Annotated in this window: 24 protein-coding genes; 6 read left to right on the top strand and 18 right to left on the bottom strand. The window is 62.6% G+C overall.

Translation table 11 applies throughout. The features are described from left to right. Positions 1–112: 112 nt before the first annotated feature. From M0D66_RS28820 to flhD, 15 genes are all read right to left on the bottom strand, one after another. A complete protein-coding gene (locus tag M0D66_RS28820; RefSeq protein ID WP_200620186.1) occupies positions 113–1,405 on the bottom strand; it encodes a DUF3443 domain-containing protein in 1,293 nt (430 codons plus the stop codon). Between the two features lie 15 nt (positions 1,406–1,420). Further along, positions 1,421–1,966 carry a DUF2844 domain-containing protein gene (locus tag M0D66_RS28815; RefSeq protein ID WP_093640815.1) on the bottom strand — a complete coding sequence of 182 codons (546 nt, stop codon included), beginning with the start codon at positions 1,964–1,966 and terminating at the stop codon, positions 1,421–1,423. A 279-nt stretch (positions 1,967–2,245) separates the two neighbouring features. Then, a complete protein-coding gene (gene cheZ / locus M0D66_RS28810; protein ID WP_054038491.1) occupies positions 2,246–2,956 on the bottom strand; it encodes a protein phosphatase CheZ in 711 nt (236 codons plus the stop codon). Position 2,957: 1 nt separating this feature from the next. Continuing rightward, positions 2,958–3,353 carry a chemotaxis response regulator CheY gene (cheY, locus tag M0D66_RS28805; protein WP_093640812.1) on the bottom strand — a complete coding sequence of 132 codons (396 nt, stop codon included), beginning with the start codon at positions 3,351–3,353 and terminating at the stop codon, positions 2,958–2,960. Between the two features lie 116 nt (positions 3,354–3,469). Beyond that, the gene (locus tag M0D66_RS28800; RefSeq protein WP_167378470.1) at positions 3,470–4,558 is read right to left on the bottom strand and encodes a chemotaxis response regulator protein-glutamate methylesterase; all 1,089 of its coding nucleotides are present in this window, start codon (positions 4,556–4,558) and stop codon (positions 3,470–3,472) included. Between the two features lie 5 nt (positions 4,559–4,563). Beyond that, positions 4,564–5,334: a chemoreceptor glutamine deamidase CheD gene (gene cheD / locus M0D66_RS28795; RefSeq protein WP_093640807.1), complete on the bottom strand. Its 771-nt coding sequence runs from the start codon at positions 5,332–5,334 to the stop codon at positions 4,564–4,566. Further along, positions 5,331–6,296, bottom strand: coding sequence for a CheR family methyltransferase (locus M0D66_RS28790; protein ID WP_093641141.1), 966 nt, complete (start codon positions 6,294–6,296; stop codon positions 5,331–5,333). Before M0D66_RS28790 ends, cheD begins: the two co-directional genes overlap by 4 nt. 204 nt (positions 6,297–6,500) lie before the next feature. Next, positions 6,501–8,399, bottom strand: coding sequence for a methyl-accepting chemotaxis protein (locus M0D66_RS28785; protein WP_266212321.1), 1,899 nt, complete (start codon positions 8,397–8,399; stop codon positions 6,501–6,503). A gap of 49 nt (positions 8,400–8,448) precedes the next feature. Then, positions 8,449–8,979 carry a chemotaxis protein CheW gene (gene cheW, locus M0D66_RS28780; RefSeq protein ID WP_054038497.1) on the bottom strand — a complete coding sequence of 177 codons (531 nt, stop codon included), beginning with the start codon at positions 8,977–8,979 and terminating at the stop codon, positions 8,449–8,451. Positions 8,980–9,030: 51 nt separating this feature from the next. Continuing rightward, a complete protein-coding gene (cheA, locus tag M0D66_RS28775) occupies positions 9,031–11,367 on the bottom strand; it encodes a chemotaxis protein CheA (RefSeq protein WP_266212320.1) in 2,337 nt (778 codons plus the stop codon). Positions 11,368–11,465: 98 nt separating this feature from the next. Then, entirely contained in the window at positions 11,466–11,843 is a 378-nt protein-coding gene (locus M0D66_RS28770) for a response regulator (protein WP_093640799.1), read from the bottom strand. Positions 11,844–11,927: 84 nt separating this feature from the next. Further along, positions 11,928–12,935 (bottom strand): flagellar motor protein MotB, encoded by a 1,008-nt coding sequence (gene motB, locus M0D66_RS28765; RefSeq protein WP_093640796.1) that lies wholly within the window; start codon positions 12,933–12,935, stop codon positions 11,928–11,930. Positions 12,936–12,956: 21 nt separating this feature from the next. Further along, positions 12,957–13,817, bottom strand: coding sequence for a flagellar motor stator protein MotA (gene motA / locus M0D66_RS28760; RefSeq protein ID WP_006050895.1), 861 nt, complete (start codon positions 13,815–13,817; stop codon positions 12,957–12,959). Between the two features lie 239 nt (positions 13,818–14,056). Continuing rightward, positions 14,057–14,617 carry a flagellar transcriptional regulator FlhC gene (gene flhC, locus M0D66_RS28755; protein WP_200620183.1) on the bottom strand — a complete coding sequence of 187 codons (561 nt, stop codon included), beginning with the start codon at positions 14,615–14,617 and terminating at the stop codon, positions 14,057–14,059. Between the two features lie 51 nt (positions 14,618–14,668). Continuing rightward, positions 14,669–14,989, bottom strand: coding sequence for a flagellar transcriptional regulator FlhD (flhD, locus tag M0D66_RS28750; protein ID WP_093640793.1), 321 nt, complete (start codon positions 14,987–14,989; stop codon positions 14,669–14,671). A gap of 705 nt (positions 14,990–15,694) precedes the next feature. On the opposite strand from flhD, the gene M0D66_RS28745 reads away from it, so the two are divergent. Then, positions 15,695–16,759 (top strand): glycosyltransferase family 4 protein, encoded by a 1,065-nt coding sequence (locus tag M0D66_RS28745; RefSeq protein ID WP_154559871.1) that lies wholly within the window; start codon positions 15,695–15,697, stop codon positions 16,757–16,759. A gap of 302 nt (positions 16,760–17,061) precedes the next feature. Here M0D66_RS28745 and M0D66_RS28740 read toward each other — a convergent pair whose 3' ends face one another. Next, on the bottom strand, positions 17,062–17,364 hold the full coding sequence (locus M0D66_RS28740; protein WP_093640787.1) for an H-NS family nucleoid-associated regulatory protein: 303 nt from the start codon (positions 17,362–17,364) through the stop codon (positions 17,062–17,064). Between the two features lie 289 nt (positions 17,365–17,653). Between M0D66_RS28740 and aqpZ the strand changes: the two genes are divergently transcribed. From aqpZ to M0D66_RS28725, 3 genes are all read left to right on the top strand, one after another. Next, positions 17,654–18,394: an aquaporin Z gene (gene aqpZ, locus M0D66_RS28735; protein ID WP_266212319.1), complete on the top strand. Its 741-nt coding sequence runs from the start codon at positions 17,654–17,656 to the stop codon at positions 18,392–18,394. Between the two features lie 162 nt (positions 18,395–18,556). Then, on the top strand, positions 18,557–19,252 hold the full coding sequence (locus M0D66_RS28730) for a histidine phosphatase family protein (protein WP_093640783.1): 696 nt from the start codon (positions 18,557–18,559) through the stop codon (positions 19,250–19,252). A gap of 285 nt (positions 19,253–19,537) precedes the next feature. Continuing rightward, positions 19,538–19,840: a PXPV repeat protein gene (locus M0D66_RS28725; protein ID WP_266212318.1), complete on the top strand. Its 303-nt coding sequence runs from the start codon at positions 19,538–19,540 to the stop codon at positions 19,838–19,840. Between the two features lie 85 nt (positions 19,841–19,925). Here the strand turns inward: M0D66_RS28725 and M0D66_RS28720 are convergent, their stop codons facing one another. Continuing rightward, a complete protein-coding gene (locus tag M0D66_RS28720) occupies positions 19,926–20,747 on the bottom strand; it encodes a Cof-type HAD-IIB family hydrolase (RefSeq protein ID WP_211706152.1) in 822 nt (273 codons plus the stop codon). A gap of 87 nt (positions 20,748–20,834) precedes the next feature. Next, positions 20,835–21,716 carry a BadF/BadG/BcrA/BcrD ATPase family protein gene (locus tag M0D66_RS28715; protein ID WP_200653784.1) on the bottom strand — a complete coding sequence of 294 codons (882 nt, stop codon included), beginning with the start codon at positions 21,714–21,716 and terminating at the stop codon, positions 20,835–20,837. 140 nt (positions 21,717–21,856) lie between these two features. Between M0D66_RS28715 and M0D66_RS28710 the strand changes: the two genes are divergently transcribed. Both M0D66_RS28710 and M0D66_RS28705 read left to right on the top strand, forming a co-directional pair. Beyond that, entirely contained in the window at positions 21,857–22,453 is a 597-nt protein-coding gene (locus M0D66_RS28710; RefSeq protein ID WP_200653785.1) for a DNA-3-methyladenine glycosylase I, read from the top strand. A 327-nt stretch (positions 22,454–22,780) separates the two neighbouring features. Continuing rightward, entirely contained in the window at positions 22,781–23,206 is a 426-nt protein-coding gene (locus M0D66_RS28705; RefSeq protein WP_266212317.1) for a hypothetical protein, read from the top strand. The last annotated feature ends 82 nt before the right edge of the window (positions 23,207–23,288 follow it).

Genomic DNA, 23,288 nt, shown 5'->3' with positions numbered 1-23,288 from the left:
GGAACAGCCGGCAAGCAGCGCCGGCTGCGGATGCAGTTGCGACTGCGGTTAGCGGACACCCGCGGCGTTTCGCGCGGGTGTCCAGCCGGTTCTTATGCGTACGACATGCGCCTTAGAAGCCGACGTAAGGCGCCTGAGTGCTGGTCGCGAAGCCGTAGTACATGTAGCGGCCATAAAAGAACGGCAAACCGAGATCGAAGCTGCTGTTGCCGCCAATCTGCCCGGCCAGATCGTTGAACGCATAGTTGCTGGTGTTGCTGAACAGCGTCGACGCGCTCAGGATGCCGATGCTGGCGCTCGCTCTCGTGCTGCTCAGGCCGCCCAGCGTGATCGACCGGGTTTGCGCGGACGACGGGCAATAGAACCCGGCGAAATTACTGCCGCACTGCGCGAGCGAGCTGTCGGCGAAGAAGTACGCGTTCGACCCCGAATCGAAGAACGCCTGCACGGTCGTGCCGTTAAAGACGCTATTGTTCATGTTGCCGAAGGCATCGGTCGTGAAAGTCTGCGTAGCCGCCAGCGCATTGTTCGACTGCGTGCCGATCCCGAACACCAGCGTGCCGGTAGCCGACGATGCACCCGTGTTCGACACCGGCGGCATCTGCACGATCACGCCGTTGTTGTCAGCCGTGAAGTTGGCGACCGGATTGGCGACTTGCTGGCTGAGCGGCACCGTCGCACGGGCGCAGGAGGTGCCACACGTGAAATAATTGCTGTAGTTGGTGGCGGTCCCCGCATTCGCGCAGGTCGCGCCGCAATCGTTGGGCGCCGTGCCAATCCCGAGAATGCCGTTGGCGCCGAGATCACTGGCCGTGTTTTCCGCCGAGCCGCTGCCGCAGCCGCTGGGCGCTGCGCCGGCCGCCGAATCACCAATGATCTGTATCGGGATGGGCGAGGCCGTCGTTTCGCCGCCGATCTGTATGGTCGCGGTGCGCACGGTGCCCCATGTGAAGCCGTCGGCGAAAGTTGCGCACTCGGCGAGTTGCGCGCCGCTGGCGAGGGTACTGATCGGCAACCCACCATTGAGCAACGAACTATTCAGCACCGAGCTGACCAGACGCAGCCCGAAAGAACCCGTATCGACCTGAATATTGTTGATGGTCTGACAGTTGGATGTCGTACCCGGCGGGCATACGGTCACGCTAACCGTTGGAATATTGATGACGCCGTTCACACCCCGCCCGACCGTGATCGCCACGGTGTTCGCCGCCGTCGCGGCGATTGGTTGCTGGGTCGGGCTGGCCGGCAGCGAGCCGCCGTTCAGCGTGGTCGACGAACTGTTGCTGGAACTGGAGCTGTCGCCGCCACCACCGCCACCGCAGGCGGCAATCACCGACACCAACGCCACGGCCACGACGGCCTGCACCCAGCCCCTGAGCTTCACAGCACTTTGCATGGTTCGCATCGTTCGTCCTCGCCCTTACTGGATGTCGGAACCGCTGACGCCGGCCGGCAACGCCGGCGGCAACCAGGCCTGACCGTTGAACCCGCCCATGTGGCCGCCGGAGCGGACCACGAGGTTGCTCTGATCGACCGCAACGGGGCCACGAGCGCCTCCGCGCGCCGCGCGCACGGCCTTTACACCGGCGACGTACTGCGGGAAATAGCTGCCGAGCAGATCGTTCAGATCCGGCATTTGCGGACCATGCCACGCGATGCCGAAGACCGAACCGTCCGCGGCGAGGTATTCGCGCACCACCGTGCCGTTGCCGAGCGTGGTTTCACGCACGGTGTAGGACGCCGAAGCCGAGGTGGAAGAAGCAGCGTTTGATGCAGAACGCATCACGCTTTGAGCCGCCGTTGCCGAACTGGTGCCGGGCTGCACGGTGCGGGAAGAAACCGACGCATCCGTAGGCGGTGTCATCGGGGTGCCGCCCAAGCCCGCATACGCGGACTGCACGGCTGACAACGAACAGGGTAATGCAAGCGCCATAACGAACCCGGCGCGGCGTACGCGACTCCACATGACAAGGCTCCTCCCGAGCTGCTGCTGCTCGGCTCGCACCTCGTGAGAACCGGCCGCATGTATGCAGATCATACGGCACCGCTGCGGTCGCACTCTGGAGGGATGCCTCACGGTGCCACCGACCGGTGACTGTCTCTCACCGGAATGCCATGCCGCTGCTTGAGTCCGTAGTATGCCTGTGGTTTGTGTCGGCAGACAGCAGGCGCACGCCGGAGCGTGGCCTGCCACCTGAACCGATCCGGCGATCCTGCCTCGCACCCGTGAGGGTGCGCCGGCGGGTCAGAAGCCGAGGCTCGCCAGCAGATCGTCGACCTGCGACTGGTCCTGCACCACATCCGTCTTGCCTTCCGGATTGATCTGCGGACCGTTCAGCAGATGTTCGGGGCTGCCGGTGGACGACGGCTCGGCCGCCAGCGCCGCCGCATTCGCTGCGAACTGCTCGCGCCGCTCGAGCGCGATGTTCTCGACCAGCACGCCGAGCAGCTGCTGCTCGATCAGGTACACGACATCCGTGATCTTCTTGATGACCTGCCCGGTCAGATCCTGGAAGTCCTGCGCCAGCATGATCTCCATCAGCTGCGAGTTGGTTGCGGTGGTCGCCTCGGGCACGCCGCGCAAAAAGGTGCGCGTGTCGTTCATCAGCGCGCGCACTTCCTCGCGCTCGATCGGCGCCGCGTACCACTGCTCCCAGCGCGCGTCGAGTTCGCCGGCGTCTTTCTGCAGTTGTTCCTGGATCGGCTTGGCGACGTCGATCGATGACAGCACGCGCTCGGCGGCCTGCTCGGTCATGTTCGCGATGTACTTGAGACGGTCGCGAGCATCGGGCACGGCTTCAGCCGCACGCTCGACATGCTTGTCGATCCCGAGCTCACGCATCGAGTCACGCAGCGTGCGCGTCAGTTGTCCGATACGGGCGAGGATGCGGTCAGACGCGAGGTCGCCGCTCTCGGCCGCCGCTTCGGCACCTTGCGCGTTGGTCGGCAGAGTCACATCAGCTCCCGGCTTTCGCCATCTTCTCGAGAATCTTGTTGAGCTTCTCGTCGAGCGTCGCGGCCGTGAACGGCTTGACGACATAACCGCTCGCGCCGGCCTGAGCCGCCGCGATGATGTTTTCCTTCTTCGACTCGGCCGTCACCATCAGCACCGGCAGATGCGTCAGGTGGGCGTCGGCGCGGATTTCCTTGAGCATGGCCAGACCGTCGAGGTTCGGCATGTTCCAGTCGGAAATCACGAAGTCATACGCACCGCTGCGCAAACGCGCGAGGCCGGCCTGACCGTCTTCCGCTTCGTCGACGTTCGAGTAGCCGAGCTCCTTGAGCAGGTTGCGAACAATCCGGCGCATCGTCGGAAAGTCGTCAACCACCAGAATCTTCATTCCCTTATCCATTTCATTCCCTTTGCTTGATCCATGATGCGGCGCATGACCGCCAGTTCATTCCGATGCGTATTGACCGGAGTGACTTACTCCGGCCCATGCCTGGCGCTCGCCGTCAGGCCCGCGCATCATACCCGCTGTACGCGGTCGCCCATTGACGACAGACGCGCCATCACACGTCGGCTCATTTCCGGCAGCGAAGCAATTTCGTCCGCGGCGCCGAGCGCAATGGCTTCGCGCGGCATGCCGAATACGATACAGCTCGCTTCGTCCTGTGCAAGGGTATACGCCCCCGCTTTTTTCATGTCCAGTAGTCCGGCGGCGCCATCGCGCCCCATTCCGGTCAGGATCACGCCTACCGCATTCTTGCCTGCATGCTGCGCGGCCGAACGGAACAGCACATCAACCGACGGACGGTGCCGGTTCACCGGCGGTTCGTCCGACAGGTGCGCAATATAGTTCGCGCCGCTGCGAGCCAGCAACAGGTGAGCGTGGCCGGGCGCGATATACGCATGTCCTGGCAGCACGCGTTCACCGTGCTCTGCCTCTTTAACGGTAATCCTGCACAAACCATTAAGGCGTTGTGCAAAAGATTTTGTGAAACCCGGCGGCATATGCTGCGCGATCAGCACGGCAGGCGCATCCGGCGGCAGCGGAACCAGCACTTCGCGGATCGCTTCGGTGCCGCCCGTCGACGCGCCGACAATAATCAGCTTCTCGGTACTGAGCAGCGGATTGTTGAAGAGCGGCGCGGCGGCAGCAGGCGCATGCGCCGCATGCGTGGCCGCGTGCTGCACCGGCGCGGCCTGGCGCACGCGTGCGCGGGCCGCGGCGCGAATCTTGTCGGCGAGCTTTTCCGAGTAGTCGAGCATGCCGTCGCGAATACCGACCTTCGGCTTGGTGACGAAGTCGACTGCGCCCAGTTCCAGCGCGCGCAGCGTGATTTCATTACCGCGCTCGGTCAGCGACGACACCATCACGACCGGCATCGGCCGCAGACGCATCAGCTTCTCGAGGAAGTCGAGACCGTCCATGCGCGGCATTTCGACGTCGAGCGTCAGCACGTCCGGGTTGTGCTGCTTGATGAGATCGCGCGCGACCAGCGGGTCAGGTGCGGTCGCCACGACAGTCATGTCCGGCTGGCCGTTGATGATTTCCGTCATCAGGCTGCGGATCAGCGCCGAATCGTCGACGCACAGTACTTTGATCTTTTGCACAGCGCTCACGCCTCCTCTGTAGTTCTGGCGTTGTTTGAATTAATCGGGCGCGGGCTTGCGCCGAACAGTTCGATGCGCGGCTTCGTTGCGCCTGCGCCGGCACTGCCGCCTGCCGCGCCGAACAGTTCGATCTTCGGCCGCGTGGCGGCCGGCGTCGAGAACAACTCGACCCGTTTGCGGGCCGCCGCGAGCCGCTCGGCACGCGCTTCGGCGCTTTGCCGCACGAGCGCCTGTTCGCGCTCCGCCACGCCCGCTTCCTGCTGCAGGCGCAACTTCTTCACCATCACCTGGCCGGTGCGCGGCATGAAGGCGACCTTGCGCGGATGATTGCCCTGCAAATCCTCTGCGACGATGCGGATCTTTTCGAGCGCCAGATAGCGGCGCACGAATTCCGAATTGCGATCGCCGATGTTCATCGTCGTCATGCCGGCCAGTACCGCGCCGCCGCCGAAGACCTTGGCTTCGAAGCGTTCGCGCCGGCCGCCGGCCTTGATCAGTTCGTTGATCAGCACTTCCATGGCATACGCGCCATAGCGCATCGAATCCGATGCGGGTTGGCCGGCGTCCGCGCCGTCGTCGGGCAGCATGAAGTGATTCATGCCGCCAATGCCGGCCGTGCGGTCCTGAATGCAGGCCGCGACACACGAACCGAGCACGGTGACGAGCACCATGTCTTCGCTCGTGGTGTAAAACTCGTTCGGCAACAGCTTCACGCCGGGGCGCTGGAAGTGATTGTCGAAGTACAGATTGGAGGCGATCGGCAGGCTGCTACTCATGCGGTCACCCCGCTCGTCGTTGCGCTGCCGGCATGGCTCGCGGCGCGTGCCGGCGTGCGTGCGGCGCCTGCGTCGCGCGTCAGTTCATAGACGGTCTGACCGCGCAGCTTGAACGCCTGCGTCACATAGGTGAAGTTTTCCGAGTGGCCGGCAAACAGCAAACCACCCGATTTCATCAGCGGCTCGAAGCGCGCCAGCACCTGCCCCTGCGTCGGCTTGTCGAAATAAATCATCACGTTACGGCAGAAGATCGCGTCGAACTGCGAGCGCAACTGGTAATCGCGGTCGGTCAGATTCAGCTGTTCGAAGCGTACCATCGCGCGCACTTCCGGACGCACCTTGACCATGCCGGCGTGCGCGCCGGTGCCCTTCAGGAAGAAGCGCTTGAGCCGCTCGGGCGACAGGTGCTTCACCTGGTCGAACTGATACATGCCGGCTTCGGCTTTCGCCAGCACCTGCGTGTCGATGTCGGTGGCGAGCACGGTGGCCTGACGCGCACCGCTGTCGCCGAGCGCTTCGATCAGCGTCATCGCGATCGAATACGGTTCCTCACCGGTCGAGGCCGCCGAGCACCACACGGAAACCGGCTGCGCGCGGCGCGGCACGAACTCGGCCAGGATCGGAAAATGATGAGCTTCGCGGAAGAACGCGGTCAGGTTGGTGGTCAGCGCATTGGTGAACGCTTCCCACTCGGCCGGATCGTTTTCCGCTTCGAGCAGATCGAGGTACTGCTTGAAGGTCTCGAGGCCACGGGAACGCAAGCGGCGCGCCAGACGGCTGTACGCCATATCGCGCTTGTGATCCGACAGGGAAATGCCCGCGCTGCGATGAATCAGATCGCGAATGCGAGCGAAATCCGCCGACGTGAATTCGAAATCCCGTCCTTGCTCGCCGGCTCTAGCCGGTTCCGCCCGGGCGGGGCGCGCCGGTTGCGGAGGTTGCTGTTCGCGCGTTGCCATTATGAGAGTCCCTGCCTGCAATACGAGCCATCCCGCTTTTCGCCAACCGAATTGCTTCTGGCGAAAGGGGTTGTGTTCGCGGGGTCGCGCCCACCCGCGAGTTCTGCCAACACGCGATCGGCCCGCGACACGCCTTGTAAGCGTGCTTCGATGATTCGCCCGTCATGGAGCGAGATGCCGAATGACCGCATGTCTCTGTGCCACTTCCTAGAACGTTTCCCAGTCCGCGTCCGATCCTGCCGACGCGGCGCTTGCCACGGCCGGACGTGCTGCGGAGTCGGATGCGGCGCGGGCCGTCTTCGGTTTGAGAGCCGGTTCGACGCGCGTAGTGTCGGCACCGTGGGTGGACGAAGCCGGCGTTGCCGCCTTTGCTGCGCTTGCCGTACTTGCTGCCTTGCCTGCTGCCGGATGCGCTGCTGCATGTGCGCTCGCTTGCGGCGCGGCCTTTGCGGGCTGCGCGTGCTGGCTGGCGCTCTTGCTGCCGTTCGAACGTGCCGCCGCTTGCGGACGCGCTGCAGCTACAGCTGCCGTTGCGACGCTGCGCGTCTGGCCGCCGGCTACTTTCCAGCCGTTCACCACCGCTTGCAGTTGTCGCGTCTGGTCTTCGAGCGACGCCGCCGCAGCCGCTGCCTGTTCGACCAGCGCGGCGTTCTGCTGCGTGACTTCGTCCATCTGCACGACCGCGCGATTCACCTGTTCGATGCCGCCCGACTGCTCTTCGGAAGCCGCGCTGATTTCGCCCATGATGTCGGTCACGCGGCGCACCGCCTGAACGATCTCGTCCATCGTGGTGCCCGCGCGGCCGACCAGCGCCGAGCCGCTTTGCACCTTGTCGACCGAATCGCCGATCAGTTCCTTGATTTCCTTCGCGGCGCTGGCGCTGCGCTGCGCGAGGCTGCGCACTTCGCCTGCGACCACTGCAAAACCGCGGCCCTGTTCGCCTGCCCGCGCGGCTTCGACCGCCGCGTTCAGCGCGAGAATGTTGGTCTGGAAAGCAATGCCTTCGATCACGCCGATGATGTCGACGACCTTGTTCGAACTGGTCGCGATGTCCTGCATCGTCGTGACGACCTGGCTCACCACGTCGCCGCCGCGTGTCGCGATATCCGACGCGTTGACGGCCAACTGGCTCGCCTGGCGCGCGTTCTCGGCGTTCTGGCGCACGGTGCCGGTCAGCTGCTCCATGCTCGAGGCGGTTTCCTGAAGCGACGCGGCCTGCTGTTCGGTGCGTTGCGAGAGATCGGTGTTGCCCATGGCGATTTCGCGCGCGCCGGTGTCGATCGATTCGGTGCTGCTGTGAACCGCCGTCACCATCGTCGCCATGCTTTCCTGCATGCGCTTGATGGCGGCGAACAGGCGACCGATTTCGTTACGGCTGAACACGTTGATCTGCTCGGACAGATCGCCCGAAGCGATCCGTTCGAAGCACGCCGTGGCATCGTTCAGCGGCTGCACGATCAGGCCGCGCAGCGCAAAGCGGATACCCAATACCAGCAGCAACGCGATCACGGTGACGCCGATGATCAGCGAGGTCATCAACGAAATGTTCGATTGCGCGCTCGATTGCTGATCCGTTGCGAGCTGCTGCAGCGACTTGATAACAACGGACGCGGCGTTGTCGTAGGCAACGAACCACGGGCTGATCTTCGTATCGGCGACGGCGTGATAGGCAGCCAGATCGTTCGCCCGCAGTGCGGCGAATTCAGGCTCCATGCCGTCGCGCATCAGGGTCGTGCGACGGGCCACCAGTTCGTCCAGTTGCGCCTGATCGACGCCGCTCTTCGGCGTGTCGAGATAGGTCTGCCAGTTCTGGTTGCTCTTGCCGTACAGCTCCTGCGCGCGGTCGAGAACCTTCTTGGCCTGCTCCGTGTCGCCGGCAGCGCTCAACGAATTGAAACGATCCAGCGACACGCGCGACCGCAACAGATACGCCGAAGCATCGTCGAGCGCGTGAATAGCGACCAGATCGCCGCGCGCGATACGGTCGAGCGACTGGCTCGCGCCGTTCAGCGCGGTCAGACCAAGCGCGCCAACCACGACGGTCAGCGCAACCAGAATGACCCCCACCATCGTCAGCGATGTGCGAATCGACCACCTGCTCAGCATCTTGATGCTCCCTCTTCGATCAGTCTTTCTTACTGGCGCGTAGTCATACTCACGCGCTGAGCGTTTCGATCAGCGCCATTTCGCGGCTGGTCATCAGCTTCTCAATGTCCATCAGGATCAGCATGCGGCCGTCGACGGTGCCGAGGCCCGTCAGGTACTCGGTCGTCAGCGTCGCGCCGAATTCCGGCGCCGGCATGATCTGGTCGGTGGCGAGCGTGAGCACGTCCGACACGCCGTCCACCACCATCCCAACCACGCGATGCGCGACGTTCAGGATGATCACGACGGTCTGGTGGTCGTACTCGACGCGGCCCAGATGAAACTTGATGCGCATGTCCACGATCGGCACGATGATGCCGCGCAGATTGATCACGCCTTTGATGAACTCAGGCGCATTGGCGATTCGCGTCACGTTGTCGTAGCCGCGGATTTCCTGCACCTTGAGAATGTCGATGCCGTACTCTTCGGCGCCGAGCGTGAAGACGAGGAATTCCTGACCGCCGGCGTCTGCCTGCTGCGCGTCGCGGCGACCATTCGTCGCGTTCGCGACGCTCGAATTGATGGATTGAACTTCTGCCACGTTAGCCCCCAAACGGTTGGGATGAAATAAGTTGAGTGAGTGTTGCGGATGTCATGCGAGGCTCATCGCGCCGTGCGCATGGCGCGTTTCCCGGTTCAGCGCCGCCACGTCCACGATCAGCGCGACACTGCCGTCGCCGAGAATGGTTGCGGCGGAAATGCCGTGCACCTTGCGGTAATTCGTTTCCAGATTCTTCACGACCACCTGCTGCTGCCCCACCAGCTCGTCGATCAGCATCGCAAAGCGGCGCCCTTCGGTTTGCATAATGGTGACGATGCCTTGCGTCGGTTCCTGCTTGGCGTCGTCGACGTTGAACACTTCGTGCAACGCGACGAGCGGCAGATATTCACCGCGTACGCGTACCACGCGTTCGCCGTTGGCCACCGTGTAGATGTCCTCGGCGCGCGGTTGCAGCGACTCCATCACGAAGTTCAGCGGCAGGATGAAGATCTCGTTGCCGACCTTGACCGACATGCCGTCGAGAATCGCCAGCGTGAGCGGCAAGACGATGCGCGTGGTGCTGCCCTTGCCGGCATGCGAGGTGATTTCCACGTGGCCACCCATCGACTGGATGTTGCGCTTCACCACGTCCATGCCGACGCCGCGGCCGGAGACGTCCGTGACCTGCTCTGCCGTCGAAAAGCCCGGCAGGAAAATCAGGTTCCAGACTTCTTCGTCGGACATCGATTCGCTGACCTGCATGCCCTGCTTGGCGGCCTTCGCGAGAATCTTGTCGCGGCGCAAACCGGCGCCGTCGTCGCTCACTTCGATGACGATGTTGCCGCCATGGTGAGCCGCAGACAGCACCAGCTGGCCGGTCGAATCCTTACCCGCCGCACGCCGCGCTTCCACGGTTTCAATACCGTGGTCGAGACTGTTGCGCACGAGGTGAGTCAACGGATCGATGATCCGTTCAATGAGGCTCTTGTCGAGTTCAGTCGCCTGACCGAAGGTGACGAGTTCCACTTCCTTGCCGAGTTTCGCCGCCAGATCGCGTACGAGACGCGGGAAGCGGCTGAACACGTAGTCCATCGGCATCATGCGGATCGACATCACCGCTTCCTGCAGATCGCGCGCATTGCGCTCGAGCTGCGCCATGCCGTTGAAGAGCCGGTCGTGCAGCGCCGGATCGAACGTGCTGGTGGTTTCGGCCAACATCGCCTGCGTGATCACCAGTTCGCCGACCAGGTTGATCAGCTGATCGACCTTTTCGACGCCGACGCGAATCGAGCTGCCTTCCGCGCCACCTGCTGCCGCGGCCGGCCGTGCCGCCTTGCGATCCTGTTCGGCGGTCGCCGTCGCAGTTGCTGCCACGCTTGCCGCCGGTGCGCTGGTCGCTGCTGCGGGTGCAGCCGCGGCAGGCGCCGGCGTAGTCGCCGTCGACGCCGGGGCGTTGAACAGTCCGTGCGTGGCGGCGGCTTGAGCGGGCGCAGCGGTGTGGGCCGCCGGTGCCGACGATGCTGCCTGCTCCGCCTGGTGAGCGTGTGCCGTTTGTGCTGCTTGCGCCGGGGCCGAATCGGCAGCGTCGGGCGTTCCAGGTTCGCCTTGCTGCGTCTCGTCCGCCGGTGCGGTGCCGCGGCCGATCGCGATCTGACTTTCGTCGATCACGAAACAGCACACGGCGATGATGTCGTCGGAGGTCACATCGGTCTGGAGCCACAGCGTTAGATCGCCGCCGCTCTTGACCTGCCCGACAATGTTCCCCAGGTTGCCGAGCTCTTCGGACAGCAGTTCCTGGTCCTTCTCACCTACGCCCCGTAGCGTAATTTTCAGATGGGGGCCGGCTGCATCGCCGGCGCCCGCGGCTTGTCCGGTCTGTGCCGGTTCGCCGTCAGTCCATTCACCCGCCGCCTGCACCGCCTGTTCGACGACGTGCTCGGGCGGGGTACCGCCTTGTCCTGCTGTTTCTGCTGTTCCTGCTGTTGATGCTTCTACTGGTGCTGTGGCTGCCACCGGTGCGGCGGCTGCCGGCGCCGCGGCCGCTTCGGCGCCCAGGCGGCTTTCGGCGTGCAACTGTTCGAGCTTCGCGCAGATCGCCTTGGCAACAGCCGTATCCGGCTCGGCGCTCGCACGGTAGTCGGCGAGCTGACCCGACAACACGTCCTTTGTTTCGAGGAACGTATCGATCATGTCCTTGCGCAGCACGAGTTCGTTATTGCGCGCGCGGTCGAGCAGCGATTCGAGAATGTGAGTCGTTTCCGTCAGCGCGGTAAAGCCGAACGTCGCCGCACCGCCCTTGATCGAATGCGCCGCGCGGAAAATTGCCGCGAGGTCTTCGGGGTCCGGATGGGCGATGTCCAGATTGAGCAGCAACTGCTCCATCTGCGCGAGCAGTTCGTCCGCTTCGTCGAAGAAGGTCTGATAGAACTGAGTGATGTCGAGTGTCATGCCTGGGTCACCGCGAGAGTTCCTGTCTACGCATGGGCTGTCGTGCCGCCGCGTCGAGAGCTTCTGTAACTTGTGTAAAGGTGGCGCTTATAGGGCGCTCATGCGTTGTCCGATTCGGCTAGTGCCGCGACCAGTTCGGTCAACATGTCGGGGTCGAGCGGCTTTTCAATCCAGCCGGTCGCCCCCGCGGCCCGCGCCGCCTCCTTGAACGGCTCGCCCGATTCCGTCGTAAGGACGAGGATGGGCGTCGCCTGGTAAGCCGGATTGCCGCGCAGTTCCGTGATCAGATCGAGGCCGGTTTTGCCCGGCATGTGCTGGTCGGTCAGCACGAGGTCGAACGACATGGCGAGCGCGTTTTCGAGCCCTTCAATGCCGTCCGCCGCGAGCGTCACTTCATAGCCTGCCGTCGTCAGCGTTGCGGCGAGGATTTGCCGCATCGATGCCGAATCGTCGATTGCCAGGATGTGCCTGATCATGAAAACCTCGCTGCACTTACGCTATGGACCGGCTGGCCGTCCGCGCCACCTGGGCGCATGGACCGGCCCGCCGGTCGCTGTCTGTTACTGGGCTGCCGGCGCTGCCGCCGGCACCTTCGGTGCAACCGTCACCGGTTGCGCAAGTCTTTGCAGCAGCGGCTTGGAGCCGGCCGCGTCGTCCGACAAGGTGGTCGTGGTGGAGTCGTCATGGTCAAGCGCCTCCTCCGACTTCTTGTTCAGCACGATGATGCTGATGCGGCGGTTTTCCGGGTCCATCGGGTCCGCCTTGTTCAGGTTCTGCGTCGACGCGAGGCCGAGTACGCGCATCACCTTCGCTTCGTCCATGCCCCCGGCGATCAGCTCGCGGCGCGACGCATTGGCGCGGTCCGCGGACAGTTCCCAGTTGCTGTAGCCCTTCTCGCCACCCGCGTATTGCGCGGCGTCGGTGTGTCCTTGCACGATGATCCGGTTCGGCACGTCGTTCAGCGTGTGGCCGATTTCGCGCAGGATGTCGCGCATGTACGGCTCAACCACGTCTTTCGCGGTCGCGAACATCGGCCGCTTCTGCGAGTCGACGATTTCGATGCGCAGGCCGGTCAGCGTCGAGTCGATGCGGATCTGCTGCTTGAACTGGCGCAGCACCGGGTTCGCTTCGATCGCGGCCATCAGCTTGACCTGCAGATCGTGCAGACGGACCTGTTCGCGGCGCTCCAGCTCGCCCTGCGACTGCTTGATCGAGTCGTCGTTGCTATGCGAGACCGTGCGCTCGGCGCGATTGTTCGTGCCGTCAGTCGAGCGCGTCACGCCCTGCGCGTCGGTCGAAATGTCGCGGCCGCCGCCCTTCAGAATGCTCGAGTCCTCTGCGCTGCGATCGCCGCCCCACAGCGTGATCTTCAACGGCTGGTTGAAGTAATCGGCGATGCCCTTCAACTGCACGGTGGAAGCCGAACTCAGCAGCCACATCAGCAGGAAGAACGCCATCATCGCGGTCATGAAGTCCGCATACGCGAGCTTCCATGCGCCGCCGTGGTGGCCTTTCTTGGCCGGCGCGGAGCGCTTGACGACAATGGCGCGGTCTTTATCCTTGCTCATCGAATCAGTTCCCGGCGCCCATTACTTGGCTTTGACGCGGCGCACGTGCTCTTCCAGCTCGGCGAACGACGGGCGTTCAGTCGAGAAGAGCACCTTGCGGCCGAATTCGACGGCAATCGCCGGCGCATAACCATTCAAACTGGCGAGGATCGTCACCTTGATGCACTGGAACATCTTGGTTGACTCGGTCACGCGCTGTTCGGCGACGCTCGCGAGCGGTCCGATCAGCCCGTACGAAAGCAGAATCCCGAGGAAGGTGCCGACCAGCGCCTGGGCGATCATCTCGCCGAGCACTGCGGGCGGCTTGTCGGCGGAAGCCATGGTGTGCACCACGCCCATCACCGCGGCCACGATCCCGAACGCCGGCATCGCGTCGCCGACCTTGTTCAGGGCGTGCGCGGGCGCCTCGCCTTCCTGGTGATGCGTCTCGATCTCCTCGTCCATCAGGCTTTCGATCTCGAACGCGTTCATGTTGCCGCCGACCATCAGACGCAGGTAGTCGGTCAGGAATTCGATGATGTGATGGTCGGCGAGAATCTTCGGGTACTGGGTGAAGATCGGGCTCTTCGACGGATCGTCGATATCGGCTTCCAGCGTCAGCGTGCCTTCCTTGCGCGCCTTGGCCAGCAGGACGTAGAGGAGCGCCATCAGCTCCATGTAGACGTCCTTGTTGTACTTCGCGCCCTTGAACAGGGTTGGAATGACGCGCAGTGTCGCCTTGATCGTCTTCATCCCGTTGCCGAGAATGAATGCGCCGACGCCGGCGCCGACGATCATCAGCACTTCGACAGGCTGCAACAGCGCGCCGAGATGGCCGCCTTCCAGCGCGTAACCGCCGAAAACGGACAATAGCGTCACGAGTGTTCCCACGAAAATCAGCACTGCCGAGCCCTCACAAAGAAGCGACGGTGACCGTCGTTAATCTGGTTTACGGCAACGGAGCAGAAAACTTTGGCGGAAAAGCGGCTCGTCGCTCCGGTGTAAACCAGAGGCGGGTTAAACCGGCCCGGCCGGGTCCCGTGTTGACCGATCGGGCTGGAAAGCCCGCCGAATGGGGATGTGGGCGTGTGAAACGACCTGTGCGCCGGATTGCGGGCTAAAGGCCGGCACCGCCCTACGGCTCAAACTTCGAGCGCGGCGAGGCTTTCGCGGGCCCGGGCGTCGGCAAATTTCTTTGTCTTACCCGCGCGCGACGGCGGCTGACACAACCCGCAAACAAAGGCGTGCTGCGGATCGTGGGCATGCGCGACAAAATGTCCGCCGCACCGGCAGCAGGCGGTCATTTGCAGCATTCCGGAGTCGAAGAAGCGCACCAGCGTCCAGGCGCGCGTGAGACTGAGCACGGGCTCGTCGTCGTGCAGCTGGACGTGTTCCAGATAGAGCCGGTAGCTCTTCACAATCGACTGGATCGTCGGACAGCCGCCGTGGCCGGCCATGAAACAGTAGATGTTGTAGAAAAGCGATGAGTGAAAGTTCGGCTGCCAGGTCATGAACCAGTCGGTCGAAAACGGCAACATGCCCTTGGGCGGCGACACCCCTTTCAGCTCCTTGTACAGCTTGATCAGCCGGTCGCGCGACAGGCTGGTTTCCGCTTCCAGCAATTGCAGACGCGCACCGAGCTCGATCAGCTCGATGGCGAGGGTAATTTCCCTGACTTCCTGCACAACGCTCTTATAGGCCATCCGCTTGCAATTCCCCAATCCTGATCGCTTTACTTGAACCAAAAGCTGCCATCAGCTGAGTTGCTCGACTGGCTGGCTTGCCATCAGGATCGCGGAATGCGCCTGGGCCACGGCGCTCGATTTGCCTTTGTCCGCAAGGGCGGACAGTACGGCATGGTCATCGAAACGGAAACGGCACAACACCTGATTGGACGCCGCCAGCTTCACGGTCTGCGCCAAAGACAGGTTGGCGAGGACGTCGGCCAGCTGGTCCGAAATCCCCATGCGAAACATGCCCATAGGCTTGTCTTCGCGCAGCAGACGCTGGGCGAGCAGGAGATAAGAAAGATTGACTTCTCTGATCTCATTGAGCATTTCGCTTGTCGCGCTCATGATTCCCCCGGGTGTATCTGGCTGGTCAGGCCGTTACGGAAACGTTTGCTCGAACGCGCGCACTTAAACCGCACGAATCGGCTCGTTTCTGGTCTTGGGAGCATTGTGTCGAAAGGGGGAGCGGACGAAAATCGGACAGACACCCTGCCTGTTTGACGGATTAATCCGTCATTCGTGTAGGAATTATTCCTACACGGAGGGGGTCGAAAAGCAGGCTGAAGCAGCCGAAGTGGCGCTCAGCTTGAGGCCAGCGATGCGTTTTGGCTATTTCTTCAGCAGAAATGTGAACCAAACGGTGAGTCTTGAGTGACTCACAATCCGCACCTTGTAGTGGTGAGGAAGAATTATAAGACGTTTTCACTTCTGTGCAACGCGCGTGGTTTAGGGCGCGTTTCAGCCCCCCGGGACCGCCCCTTGCTGGTGTTCCTTTAGCGTTCGGATGCCCATCCTGTCGTGCTTGCCGACTATCGGGACACCCTCCTGCCGACCTGTAACGCATCATGTTTCGCGCTGTAACAACATTAAGCGTTTGAAAAATAACTCGAATTAGCGCGGCCGATCCCGATAATGAAGCTAAGGGATTACCCGATGCAGGTTCGGAACACCCCCGGGCGGCGGCTTACCGCGCCCAACCGTCCGTCAGGCATTCGCTCCTCGCTCGACCCGAGCGCCGTTGTGCGAAGCCGTTTTGAACAGGAGAAACGCATGCGAATCGCACAAATTGCGCCGCTGTATGAAGCTGTCCCGCCGAAACTCTACGGCGGCACCGAACGTGTCGTCTCGTACCTGACCGAAGCGCTGGTCGATCTCGGCCACGACGTCACGCTGTTTGCAAGCGGCGACTCGGTCACCTCGGCGAACCTCGATGCGTGCTGGCCGCGGGCGCTGCGCCTCGACCCGACGATTCGCGATGCGCTGGCTCCGCACGTCCTGATGATGGAAAAGGTGCGCAAGGTCGCGCATGAGTTCGACGTGCTGCACTTTCACCTCGACTACATGCCGTTCCCGCTCTTCACGACCATGGACACGCCGTTCGTGACGACGCTTCACGGCCGTCTGGACTTGCCGGAGCTGCAACCGGTGTTCGACGCGTTCTCGAACGTGCCGGTGGTGTCGATCTCGGATTCGCAGCGCGTGCCGCTGCCCCAGGCCAACTGGCTGAATACGATTTATCACGGTCTGCCGGAGCAACTGCTCACTCCGCAGGCGCACAAGAAGCCGGAATACCTGGCGTTCCTCGGCCGAATCTGTCCGGAGAAGCGCGTCGATACAGCTATCAAGATCGCTGCACAAAGCGGTTTGCCGCTGAAGATCGCCGCCAAGGTGGACAAGGTCGACCAGGAATACTTCAAGAAGGAAATCGAACCGCTGCTCTCCATGGCGCACGTGGAGTTCGTCGGAGAGATCAACGAGGCGCAAAAGCCCGAGTTCCTGTCGGGCGCCAAGGCGCTGCTGTTCCCGATCGACTGGTCGGAGCCGTTCGGTCTCGTGATGATCGAATCGATGGCGTGCGGCACGCCGGTGATCGCCTTCAACCGCGGTTCGGTGCCGGAAGTGATCGACCACGGCGTGACCGGCTACATTGTCGAGGACGTTCAAGGCGCGGTAGCCGCGCTGCAGCGTCTGGACGAACTGTCGCGCACCGAGATTCGCGCGCAGTTCGAGCGCCGCTTCAGTTCGAAAACAATGGCCCAGAATTACGTTGACGGCTATTCGGCACTGATCGAAGCGACGCGCCGCCCAATGTTGCGCCGGGTTGCGGTGGGTTGAGCGATGGGCTTAAGTGGCTGAGGTTTTTATCCGCTCAGCCGCTTAAGTCGTACTTCTGCCGCTTACGCCGTTTTCTCGCTGTTTTCCGATTCGCACGCCAATCATGAGTAAATTTGCCTGGTGAATCGTTTGCGCGAGCGCTTAGCTAGAGTTAACCCGCTTCTACTACGGAAAAGCCGCCTCTCAAGGGCGGCTTTTTTAATTCAGCCATGGATGCGCTTCCATCCCGGATTAGCGCGACGCGAATAAACAACCCGGCGCCGTTCAACCTTCAGTTGGCTTTCGCCCGGACTACAGGGCATTCAGGCCGCGCCAATCAGAAAGCGTTCGCGATTCTTGCCGACAATCCACTTTGGCGGTTTGCCGCGTCCGCTCCAGGTATTGCCCGATTTCGGATCCTGGTACTTGGCCGGCAGCGGCGCCTTCTTCGGCGGGCGTCCACGCTTGGCGGCCACCGCAAAGCCGAGGTCTTGCGCGGTCAGACCGTATTCAGCGATCTTTTGGCGGATGTCGGCGACAACATTGTCGACTTCAGTACGACGGGCTTCGTCTGCCTGTGCCTGCAATTTGGCAATCTGCGCCTTGAGGTCTGCATATTGAGACATATCGGTTCTCCCCTTTTTAGAACTCATTCGCTCGCAGACTAGCTGCAATTATAAAAATTCGCAATGGACAATAATACCGATTTAGGAAGAAATCATCTGATAATTATTAAGCGTCGATGAATTGTAAAACGAGATCTTTATCGGGTAATAATAGGTAAAGGCGACTCCACTTTGACAATTCTTGACACCTAATCCGGCTGTCTTTCCCTAGAATTGCGCGCTCAATGGCATGCACTAGCGCTTAGCGTTCATGCCACTCCAAGCGTCAAACATTTTAGGATTACCAATCATGCAGTTGTCAAAGCGCCTTGCTGCCGAGCTGTTCGGCACCTTCTGGCTCGTGCTCGGGGGCTGCGGCAGCGCCGTCCTCGCCGCTAACTTCGCCGGCCCGGTCCACGGCCTGGGCATCGGTTTCGTGGGCGTCTCGCTCGCCTTCGGCCTCACTGTCCTGACAATGGCGTATGCGATCGGCCACATCTCCGGCTGCCACCTGAATCCGGCGGTGAGCGTCGGCCTGACCGTCGCCGGCCGCTTCCCGGCCCGCGACCTGGTGCCGTACATCGCCGCGCAAGTGATCGGCGCGGTGCTGGGTGCGCTGGTGCTGTCGTTGATCGCCTCGGGCAAGCCGGGCTTCGACCTCGTTGCCAGCGGGTTCGCCAGCAACGGCTACGGTGAGCGCTCGCCGGGCCATTACTCGCTCGTAGCGGCATTCATTTGCGAAGTGGTGATGACCGGCTTCTTCCTGTTCGTCATCCTCGGCGCGACCGACAAACGCGCGTCGGCCGGTTTCGCGCCGATCGCCATCGGCCTGTGCCTGACGTTGATTCACCTGATCTCTATTCCGGTTACCAACACGTCGGTCAACCCGGCGCGCTCCACCGGTCCGGCGCTGTTCGTCGGCGGCGCAGCGGTGGATCAGCTGTGGATGTTCTGGGTCGCACCGATTATCGGCGCGGTGATCGCAGGTGTGCTGTACCCGCTCGTCGCCGAAAGCCGCCGCGGCAATTCGCAGGAACTGGCGCTCGACTGATCGGCGAGTGCGCTGGGTGTGCTAGGGTGTGCATACCCTGCGCAATCAAAGCGGGCGCTACGGCGCCCGTTTCGTTTTTGCGCACAATGCGGGCAGCCCATGGCCTGCCGATAACCCGCTGCTAGAATCGTGCGACTTCCCAAGCTCGCACAGGTGCTACTGATGACCCGTTTCCGCGGATTCCTGCATGGCGTCGCACTCTCCATCGGCGGTTTGTGTGCAGGCGTGCTGGCGTTACCCGCGGCCCATGCGGCGGACAGCAATACCGAAACGCTCGTATTCGTGCGCCACGGTGAGAAACCCGCCAAGGGTTACGGCCAGCTCAATTGCCAGGGGCTCAACCGCGCGCTGGCCCTGCCGGCGGTGATCGCCGCCAAGTTCGGCAAACCGGATGCGATCTACGCACCCGATCCCGGCCAGCAAAAGGACGACAGCGGTCATCCCTATTACTATGTCCGGCCGCTTGCGACCATCGAGCCGACCGCCATCCAGTTCCAGATGCCGGTGCAAACGCCATACGGTTTCGCCCAGATCGATCAACTCGGCACAGCGCTCGTCAATCCGGCCAATCGCAACAAGCTGATTGTCGTTGCATGGGAGCACAAGTTGATCGTGAAGTTGCTGCGCCAGATGATGAGCACGCATGGCGGCAATGCCGCCGATGTCCCCAACTGGCAAAGCGACGACTTCGACAGTATTTATATCGTTCGCCTCAACTGGCAAAACGGCACGGCCCACGCCACGTTCAAGCTTGACCGCCAGGGGTTGAACGGCCGCGCTGCGGATTGCCCATGCGCGGCGCTGCCGGGAGCGCCTTCCGCGGCTGCGGCGGGTGCTTCCTCTGGCTCGGCTGATTAATTGGGTAATACAGATGTAAGCCGCGATTACGGGCGCAGCCGTCCGAATGCTGCAATAGACTATGGGAACTGGATGCCGGCTCGTCCCAGGAAGCCGGGGGGCCTTATTTGACGGGGCTTCGGCCGGAAAACGCATACCGCGTGTTGCGTTCGAATGTTCCTTCTATTGCCTTTCAAACCCTGCGACGATGCTTGCAGTCCGTAACATCTCGTCTCACTAATCAGCGACCGGAATGCGTAGATTGGTCCTGTGCGACAAACATACGTCGCCTCACAGGAGAACAACATGAAACGCATCGTCACTCACTTGCTGGTTGCTGCTGGACTCGCGGCGGGCGCATGCGGTGTCGCGCAAGCCCATACGGATCTGAATATCGGCCTGTCGCTCGGCGCACCGGTTTATGCCGAGCCTGCACCCGTCTACGCAGCGCCGCAGCCGGTGTACTACGGCAACGGCGGCTGGGACCACCGCTACGACCGCGGCGGCTACTATCGCGACGACCACCGGGATAACCGCGGCTGGAATCACAACGACCGCCACTGGGGTCACGATGACCACGGCGATCGCCGTGGCGGATGGCACGGCTAATCGTAGCGCTGGCTCGTAAGGCCTTCGCCTGGGGAGGCGAACAACCGGCCCGCATCCACGAAAGAGGATGCGGGCCGGTCCGTTTTCAGGACATCAGTTCGTCGTCGAGCGAGAACAGTTTGCGCAGATGGTGCGCCACGCCCGCTTCGAAGTTGTTGCCGATGCGCGGCACGTTTGGCAGACGCGTGATGAGATCGGGATTGGCGTTGTTCATCATGAACGGATGGCCGGCTGTCTCCAGCAGGTCGATATCGTTCATGTTGTCGCCGAACGCCACGCAGTGCGAGGCATCGACGCCGAGGCGCTCGAGCACGATCTGCAAAGCACGGCCCTTCGATACGTTCGACGTCATCACCTCAAGGCAATCCGGCAGCGAATAGGTAACGTACAGCGCGTCGCCAAATTCGCGCGCCAGGTTGGCCGAGATTTGCGCGAGGTCAGCAGGGTCACCGATGTAGAGGACCTTGGCAATGTCGACGCCGTCGTGTTTCAGCAGGTCGGTGACCTCGTAGGTGAAGCCGGAATCCTGATGGAATTTCAGCAGGTCCGGCGCATCGCGGTCGATCAACCACGCCTGGTCGGCGAACAGGTTGACGATCACACGTCCGTGCTCGCCGACGATTTCCGGCAGCACCAGCCGCTGCACGATGGCCGGCGGCAGGTCGTCGGCGTGGATCACGGCGTTGTCCGGCGCGTGAATGCGCGCACCGTTCGACGTGATCAGGTACGGCTCGATGCCCAGCAGGTCGCGAATGCCCGCAACGTCGCTATAGTGGCGCCCCGTGGCGATCACGAAATGCAGCCCGTCGCTTTCCAGCTTACGCACGGTGGCGATCGTGAACGGGTCCACCTGGTGATCGGCGTTGAGCAGCGTACCGTCGAGATCCGTGGCAATGACTTTGTACATAGTGTGGGCAGCCGGGCAGCGTCAAAGATCGCATTTTACCGTTGTGCGCCGCATCCGAGAGATCGCACCCGGCGCGCCCGACGATTCTCAACCGCCGATGCGAGCCGCTTCGCGCCGCGCCAACTGCAAACCGCCGTGTGCCGAGTCCGCCAACGGCTCGCGCAAACGGGCTTGATAGCTCTGCGGCACGTACTCGCGCAAGGGTGCGCCGAGACCGCCGCACAGCGCGACCGGCAGGGTCTCCGAAGGGTCGAGCGCGGCAATCATCTTGCCCACTTCCAGGCCGGCTTCGCCGAGCAAACGCGCGGCAAACGGATGCGTGCGATGTGCAAAGACGATCGGCGCGAGCCTTGCGTAAGCGGTTTGATTGGCTTCGCACAGCCAGACCACGAGGCTGTCGCTGTCATGTGCGCCGGTGTGGGCGAGCAGCGCCTGCGCCAGATCGTCGTTGGGTACACGGCCGTCGACCGCCTGCTGGGCGTACACGATGGCTCGCAGCCCAAGCCACGCGCCGCTCGCCTCGTCACCCGACGGGTAACCGAAGCCGCCGGCAGTTCGGCACTCGCCGTTGCCGTCAAGCACAGCCGCCTGACTGCCGGTGCCAAGCGCGACGACCACGCCCTGCGCGCCGCCGTGCGCACCAAGCAAGGTGGTGTACACATCGCTTTCCACCGCAAGCCCGGCTACCGTCGGCGCCTGCGCGCGAAACGCAGCCAGCCAGTCGCGATTATTGACCCCTGCCAACCCGCAACCGAGTACGCAGCGCGCCCAGTCCAATGACATGTCGGCCCGTGCGAATGCGGCGGCGCAGCCGGCCTCAATGGCCTGCCACGCGCGTTCCACGCCGAGACCCAGCCCCGAGGGGCCGCTCGCCGCCTGCGCCAGTTCGCGGCCCTGCGCATCGCCGAGTACGACTCGCGTACCCGTGCCGCCGCCGTCAATGCCGATCAGAAAGAGGTCTTTATTCATCGAATCGAGTGAGTTCAGGTGGTGAATAACGCATAGCGTGGCAGGTCAGTTTCAATCCCGCAATCGGCCGAATGGCCAGCTTGCGACGCGCACGACTTCCGCTATGCTGACGGACGACATGACAACGCGGGAGCGCAAAAGTGACACAGCGATGCAACTGGGTATCGAGCGAAGCGCTCGCACACTACCACGACACCGAGTGGGGCGTGCCCTCGCGCGACGATCAGCATTTGTTCGAACTACTTGTACTGGAAGGCGCCCAGGCAGGCTTGTCATGGTCGACGATTCTCAATAAGCGAACCGGCTATCGCCGCGCCTTCGCCGACTTCGACATTGATAAGGTCGCGCGCTTTACGCCCAAACATGTGGACGCGCTGGTGCTGGACGAAAGTATCGTACGCCATCGCGGCAAGATCGAATCGGCCATTACCAACGCGCGCGCAGTGCAGCAGATTCAGGCCGAGCACGGCTCGCTCGCCAACTTCGTATGGTCGTTCGTCGATCAGACGCCGATCCAGAACGATTGGGCATCGTATAAACAGGCGCCCGCATCGACCGAAATTTCGGACGCGCTCAGCAAGGGGCTGAAGCGCTATGGCTGCAAGTTCGTCGGCTCGACGATCTGCTATGCGTTCATGCAGGCGGTCGGCATGGTGAATGACCACGAGGCGAGCTGCATGTGCCGCGCGCGATGCGCGGCGCTTGGCAAGAAGGGACGCAATCGCAAGGCCGGCTGAAGCAGCGCAGCGGCAGCGGTTGGTAGCGCCTGGCGTAAAGCGTCTGAGGCGCCGCTCACGTTCCAGGCGAACGCCGGCCATCCGGTAAAGCCCTGTCTACGCTTTTCACGCGGGCAGTCGTTATAGAGATGGTGAGCGCTGGCCGCCACGGTGGCGGACGGTGTCGCCAGACCGGCATAAGCGGCAGAAAGGGCAAACGAGCCAAACCCGGGAATTGAAGGCTTTTCGCATTGCTAGTCCGGGCGTCATTAATTGACGCGTATCCGATACTGCCGTTCATGCGCTCGAACAACGAATAACCGCTGCGTAACGCATGGGAGACCAACCATGAAAACCCTTAATTTCCTGACCCATCAGGAGATTTTCGACCAGGCCGTGGACCATCTACTCGGCCAGAAACGCGCCGCCTTGCTACCGCGTGGCGGCGGCGCATACCGCGGCTACTGCGGCGGTTGCCCGATCGGCAGCTTCATCAAGCCGCGCGACTACATGACTGCGATGGAGGGCGTTCCAGTGCGCTACATCGGCCGCGCGGCCACCGAGGTGCCTGCGTATATGGATGCCGGCATCTCTGCGCTCAAAAAGGCGCTCCTGCGCGCCCGCCTCAATGTCTACGACCCGGCCACAATCGCTCTGCTGAGTTGCCTGCAGAACGTGCACGACGTGTTCGGCACGTGGGAATGGCATGAGCGTCTGAGCTCGATTGCCCGGCAATTCGGCCTGTCCGCCGAACGCCTGAAGAGCGCCGCGTAACGAGCCTCGATACGGCGGCAAAAGCCCAACGTAAATCGACTCCCCAAAAGCAAAACGGCGATGTGGCTTCTTTCGAAGCTCA

The organism is Paraburkholderia sp. SECH2 (assembly GCF_030464795.1).
GTDB lineage: Bacteria > Pseudomonadota > Gammaproteobacteria > Burkholderiales > Burkholderiaceae > Paraburkholderia > Paraburkholderia aspalathi.
The sequence above is the reverse complement of the archived record's forward strand: the minus strand, read 5'-3'. Positions and strand labels throughout refer to the sequence as shown.

Coding starts and splice junctions, on each gene's coding strand:
- M0D66_RS28720 (WP_211706152.1), bottom strand. CDS start 20,747: ATGTACAAAGTCATTGCCACGGATCTCGACGGTACGCTGCTCAACGCC.
- M0D66_RS28715 (WP_200653784.1), bottom strand. CDS start 21,716: ATGAATAAAGACCTCTTTCTGATCGGCATTGACGGCGGCGGCACGGGT.
- cheA (WP_266212320.1), bottom strand. CDS start 11,367: ATGACACTCGACATCACTCAGTTCTATCAGACCTTCTTCGACGAAGCG.
- M0D66_RS28820 (WP_200620186.1), bottom strand. CDS start 1,405: ATGCGAACCATGCAAAGTGCTGTGAAGCTCAGGGGCTGGGTGCAGGCC.
- motB (WP_093640796.1), bottom strand. CDS start 12,935: ATGAGCAAGGATAAAGACCGCGCCATTGTCGTCAAGCGCTCCGCGCCG.
- cheD (WP_093640807.1), bottom strand. CDS start 5,334: ATGAGTAGCAGCCTGCCGATCGCCTCCAATCTGTACTTCGACAATCAC.
- M0D66_RS28785 (WP_266212321.1), bottom strand. CDS start 8,399: ATGCTGAGCAGGTGGTCGATTCGCACATCGCTGACGATGGTGGGGGTC.
- M0D66_RS28815 (WP_093640815.1), bottom strand. CDS start 1,966: ATGTGGAGTCGCGTACGCCGCGCCGGGTTCGTTATGGCGCTTGCATTA.
- M0D66_RS28770 (WP_093640799.1), bottom strand. CDS start 11,843: ATGATCAGGCACATCCTGGCAATCGACGATTCGGCATCGATGCGGCAA.
- M0D66_RS28705 (WP_266212317.1), top strand. CDS start 22,781: ATGAAAACCCTTAATTTCCTGACCCATCAGGAGATTTTCGACCAGGCC.
- M0D66_RS28725 (WP_266212318.1), top strand. CDS start 19,538: ATGAAACGCATCGTCACTCACTTGCTGGTTGCTGCTGGACTCGCGGCG.
- M0D66_RS28730 (WP_093640783.1), top strand. CDS start 18,557: ATGACCCGTTTCCGCGGATTCCTGCATGGCGTCGCACTCTCCATCGGC.
- M0D66_RS28745 (WP_154559871.1), top strand. CDS start 15,695: ATGCGAATCGCACAAATTGCGCCGCTGTATGAAGCTGTCCCGCCGAAA.
- cheY (WP_093640812.1), bottom strand. CDS start 3,353: ATGGATAAGGGAATGAAGATTCTGGTGGTTGACGACTTTCCGACGATG.
- flhD (WP_093640793.1), bottom strand. CDS start 14,989: ATGAGCGCGACAAGCGAAATGCTCAATGAGATCAGAGAAGTCAATCTT.
- flhC (WP_200620183.1), bottom strand. CDS start 14,617: ATGGCCTATAAGAGCGTTGTGCAGGAAGTCAGGGAAATTACCCTCGCC.
- aqpZ (WP_266212319.1), top strand. CDS start 17,654: ATGCAGTTGTCAAAGCGCCTTGCTGCCGAGCTGTTCGGCACCTTCTGG.
- M0D66_RS28740 (WP_093640787.1), bottom strand. CDS start 17,364: ATGTCTCAATATGCAGACCTCAAGGCGCAGATTGCCAAATTGCAGGCA.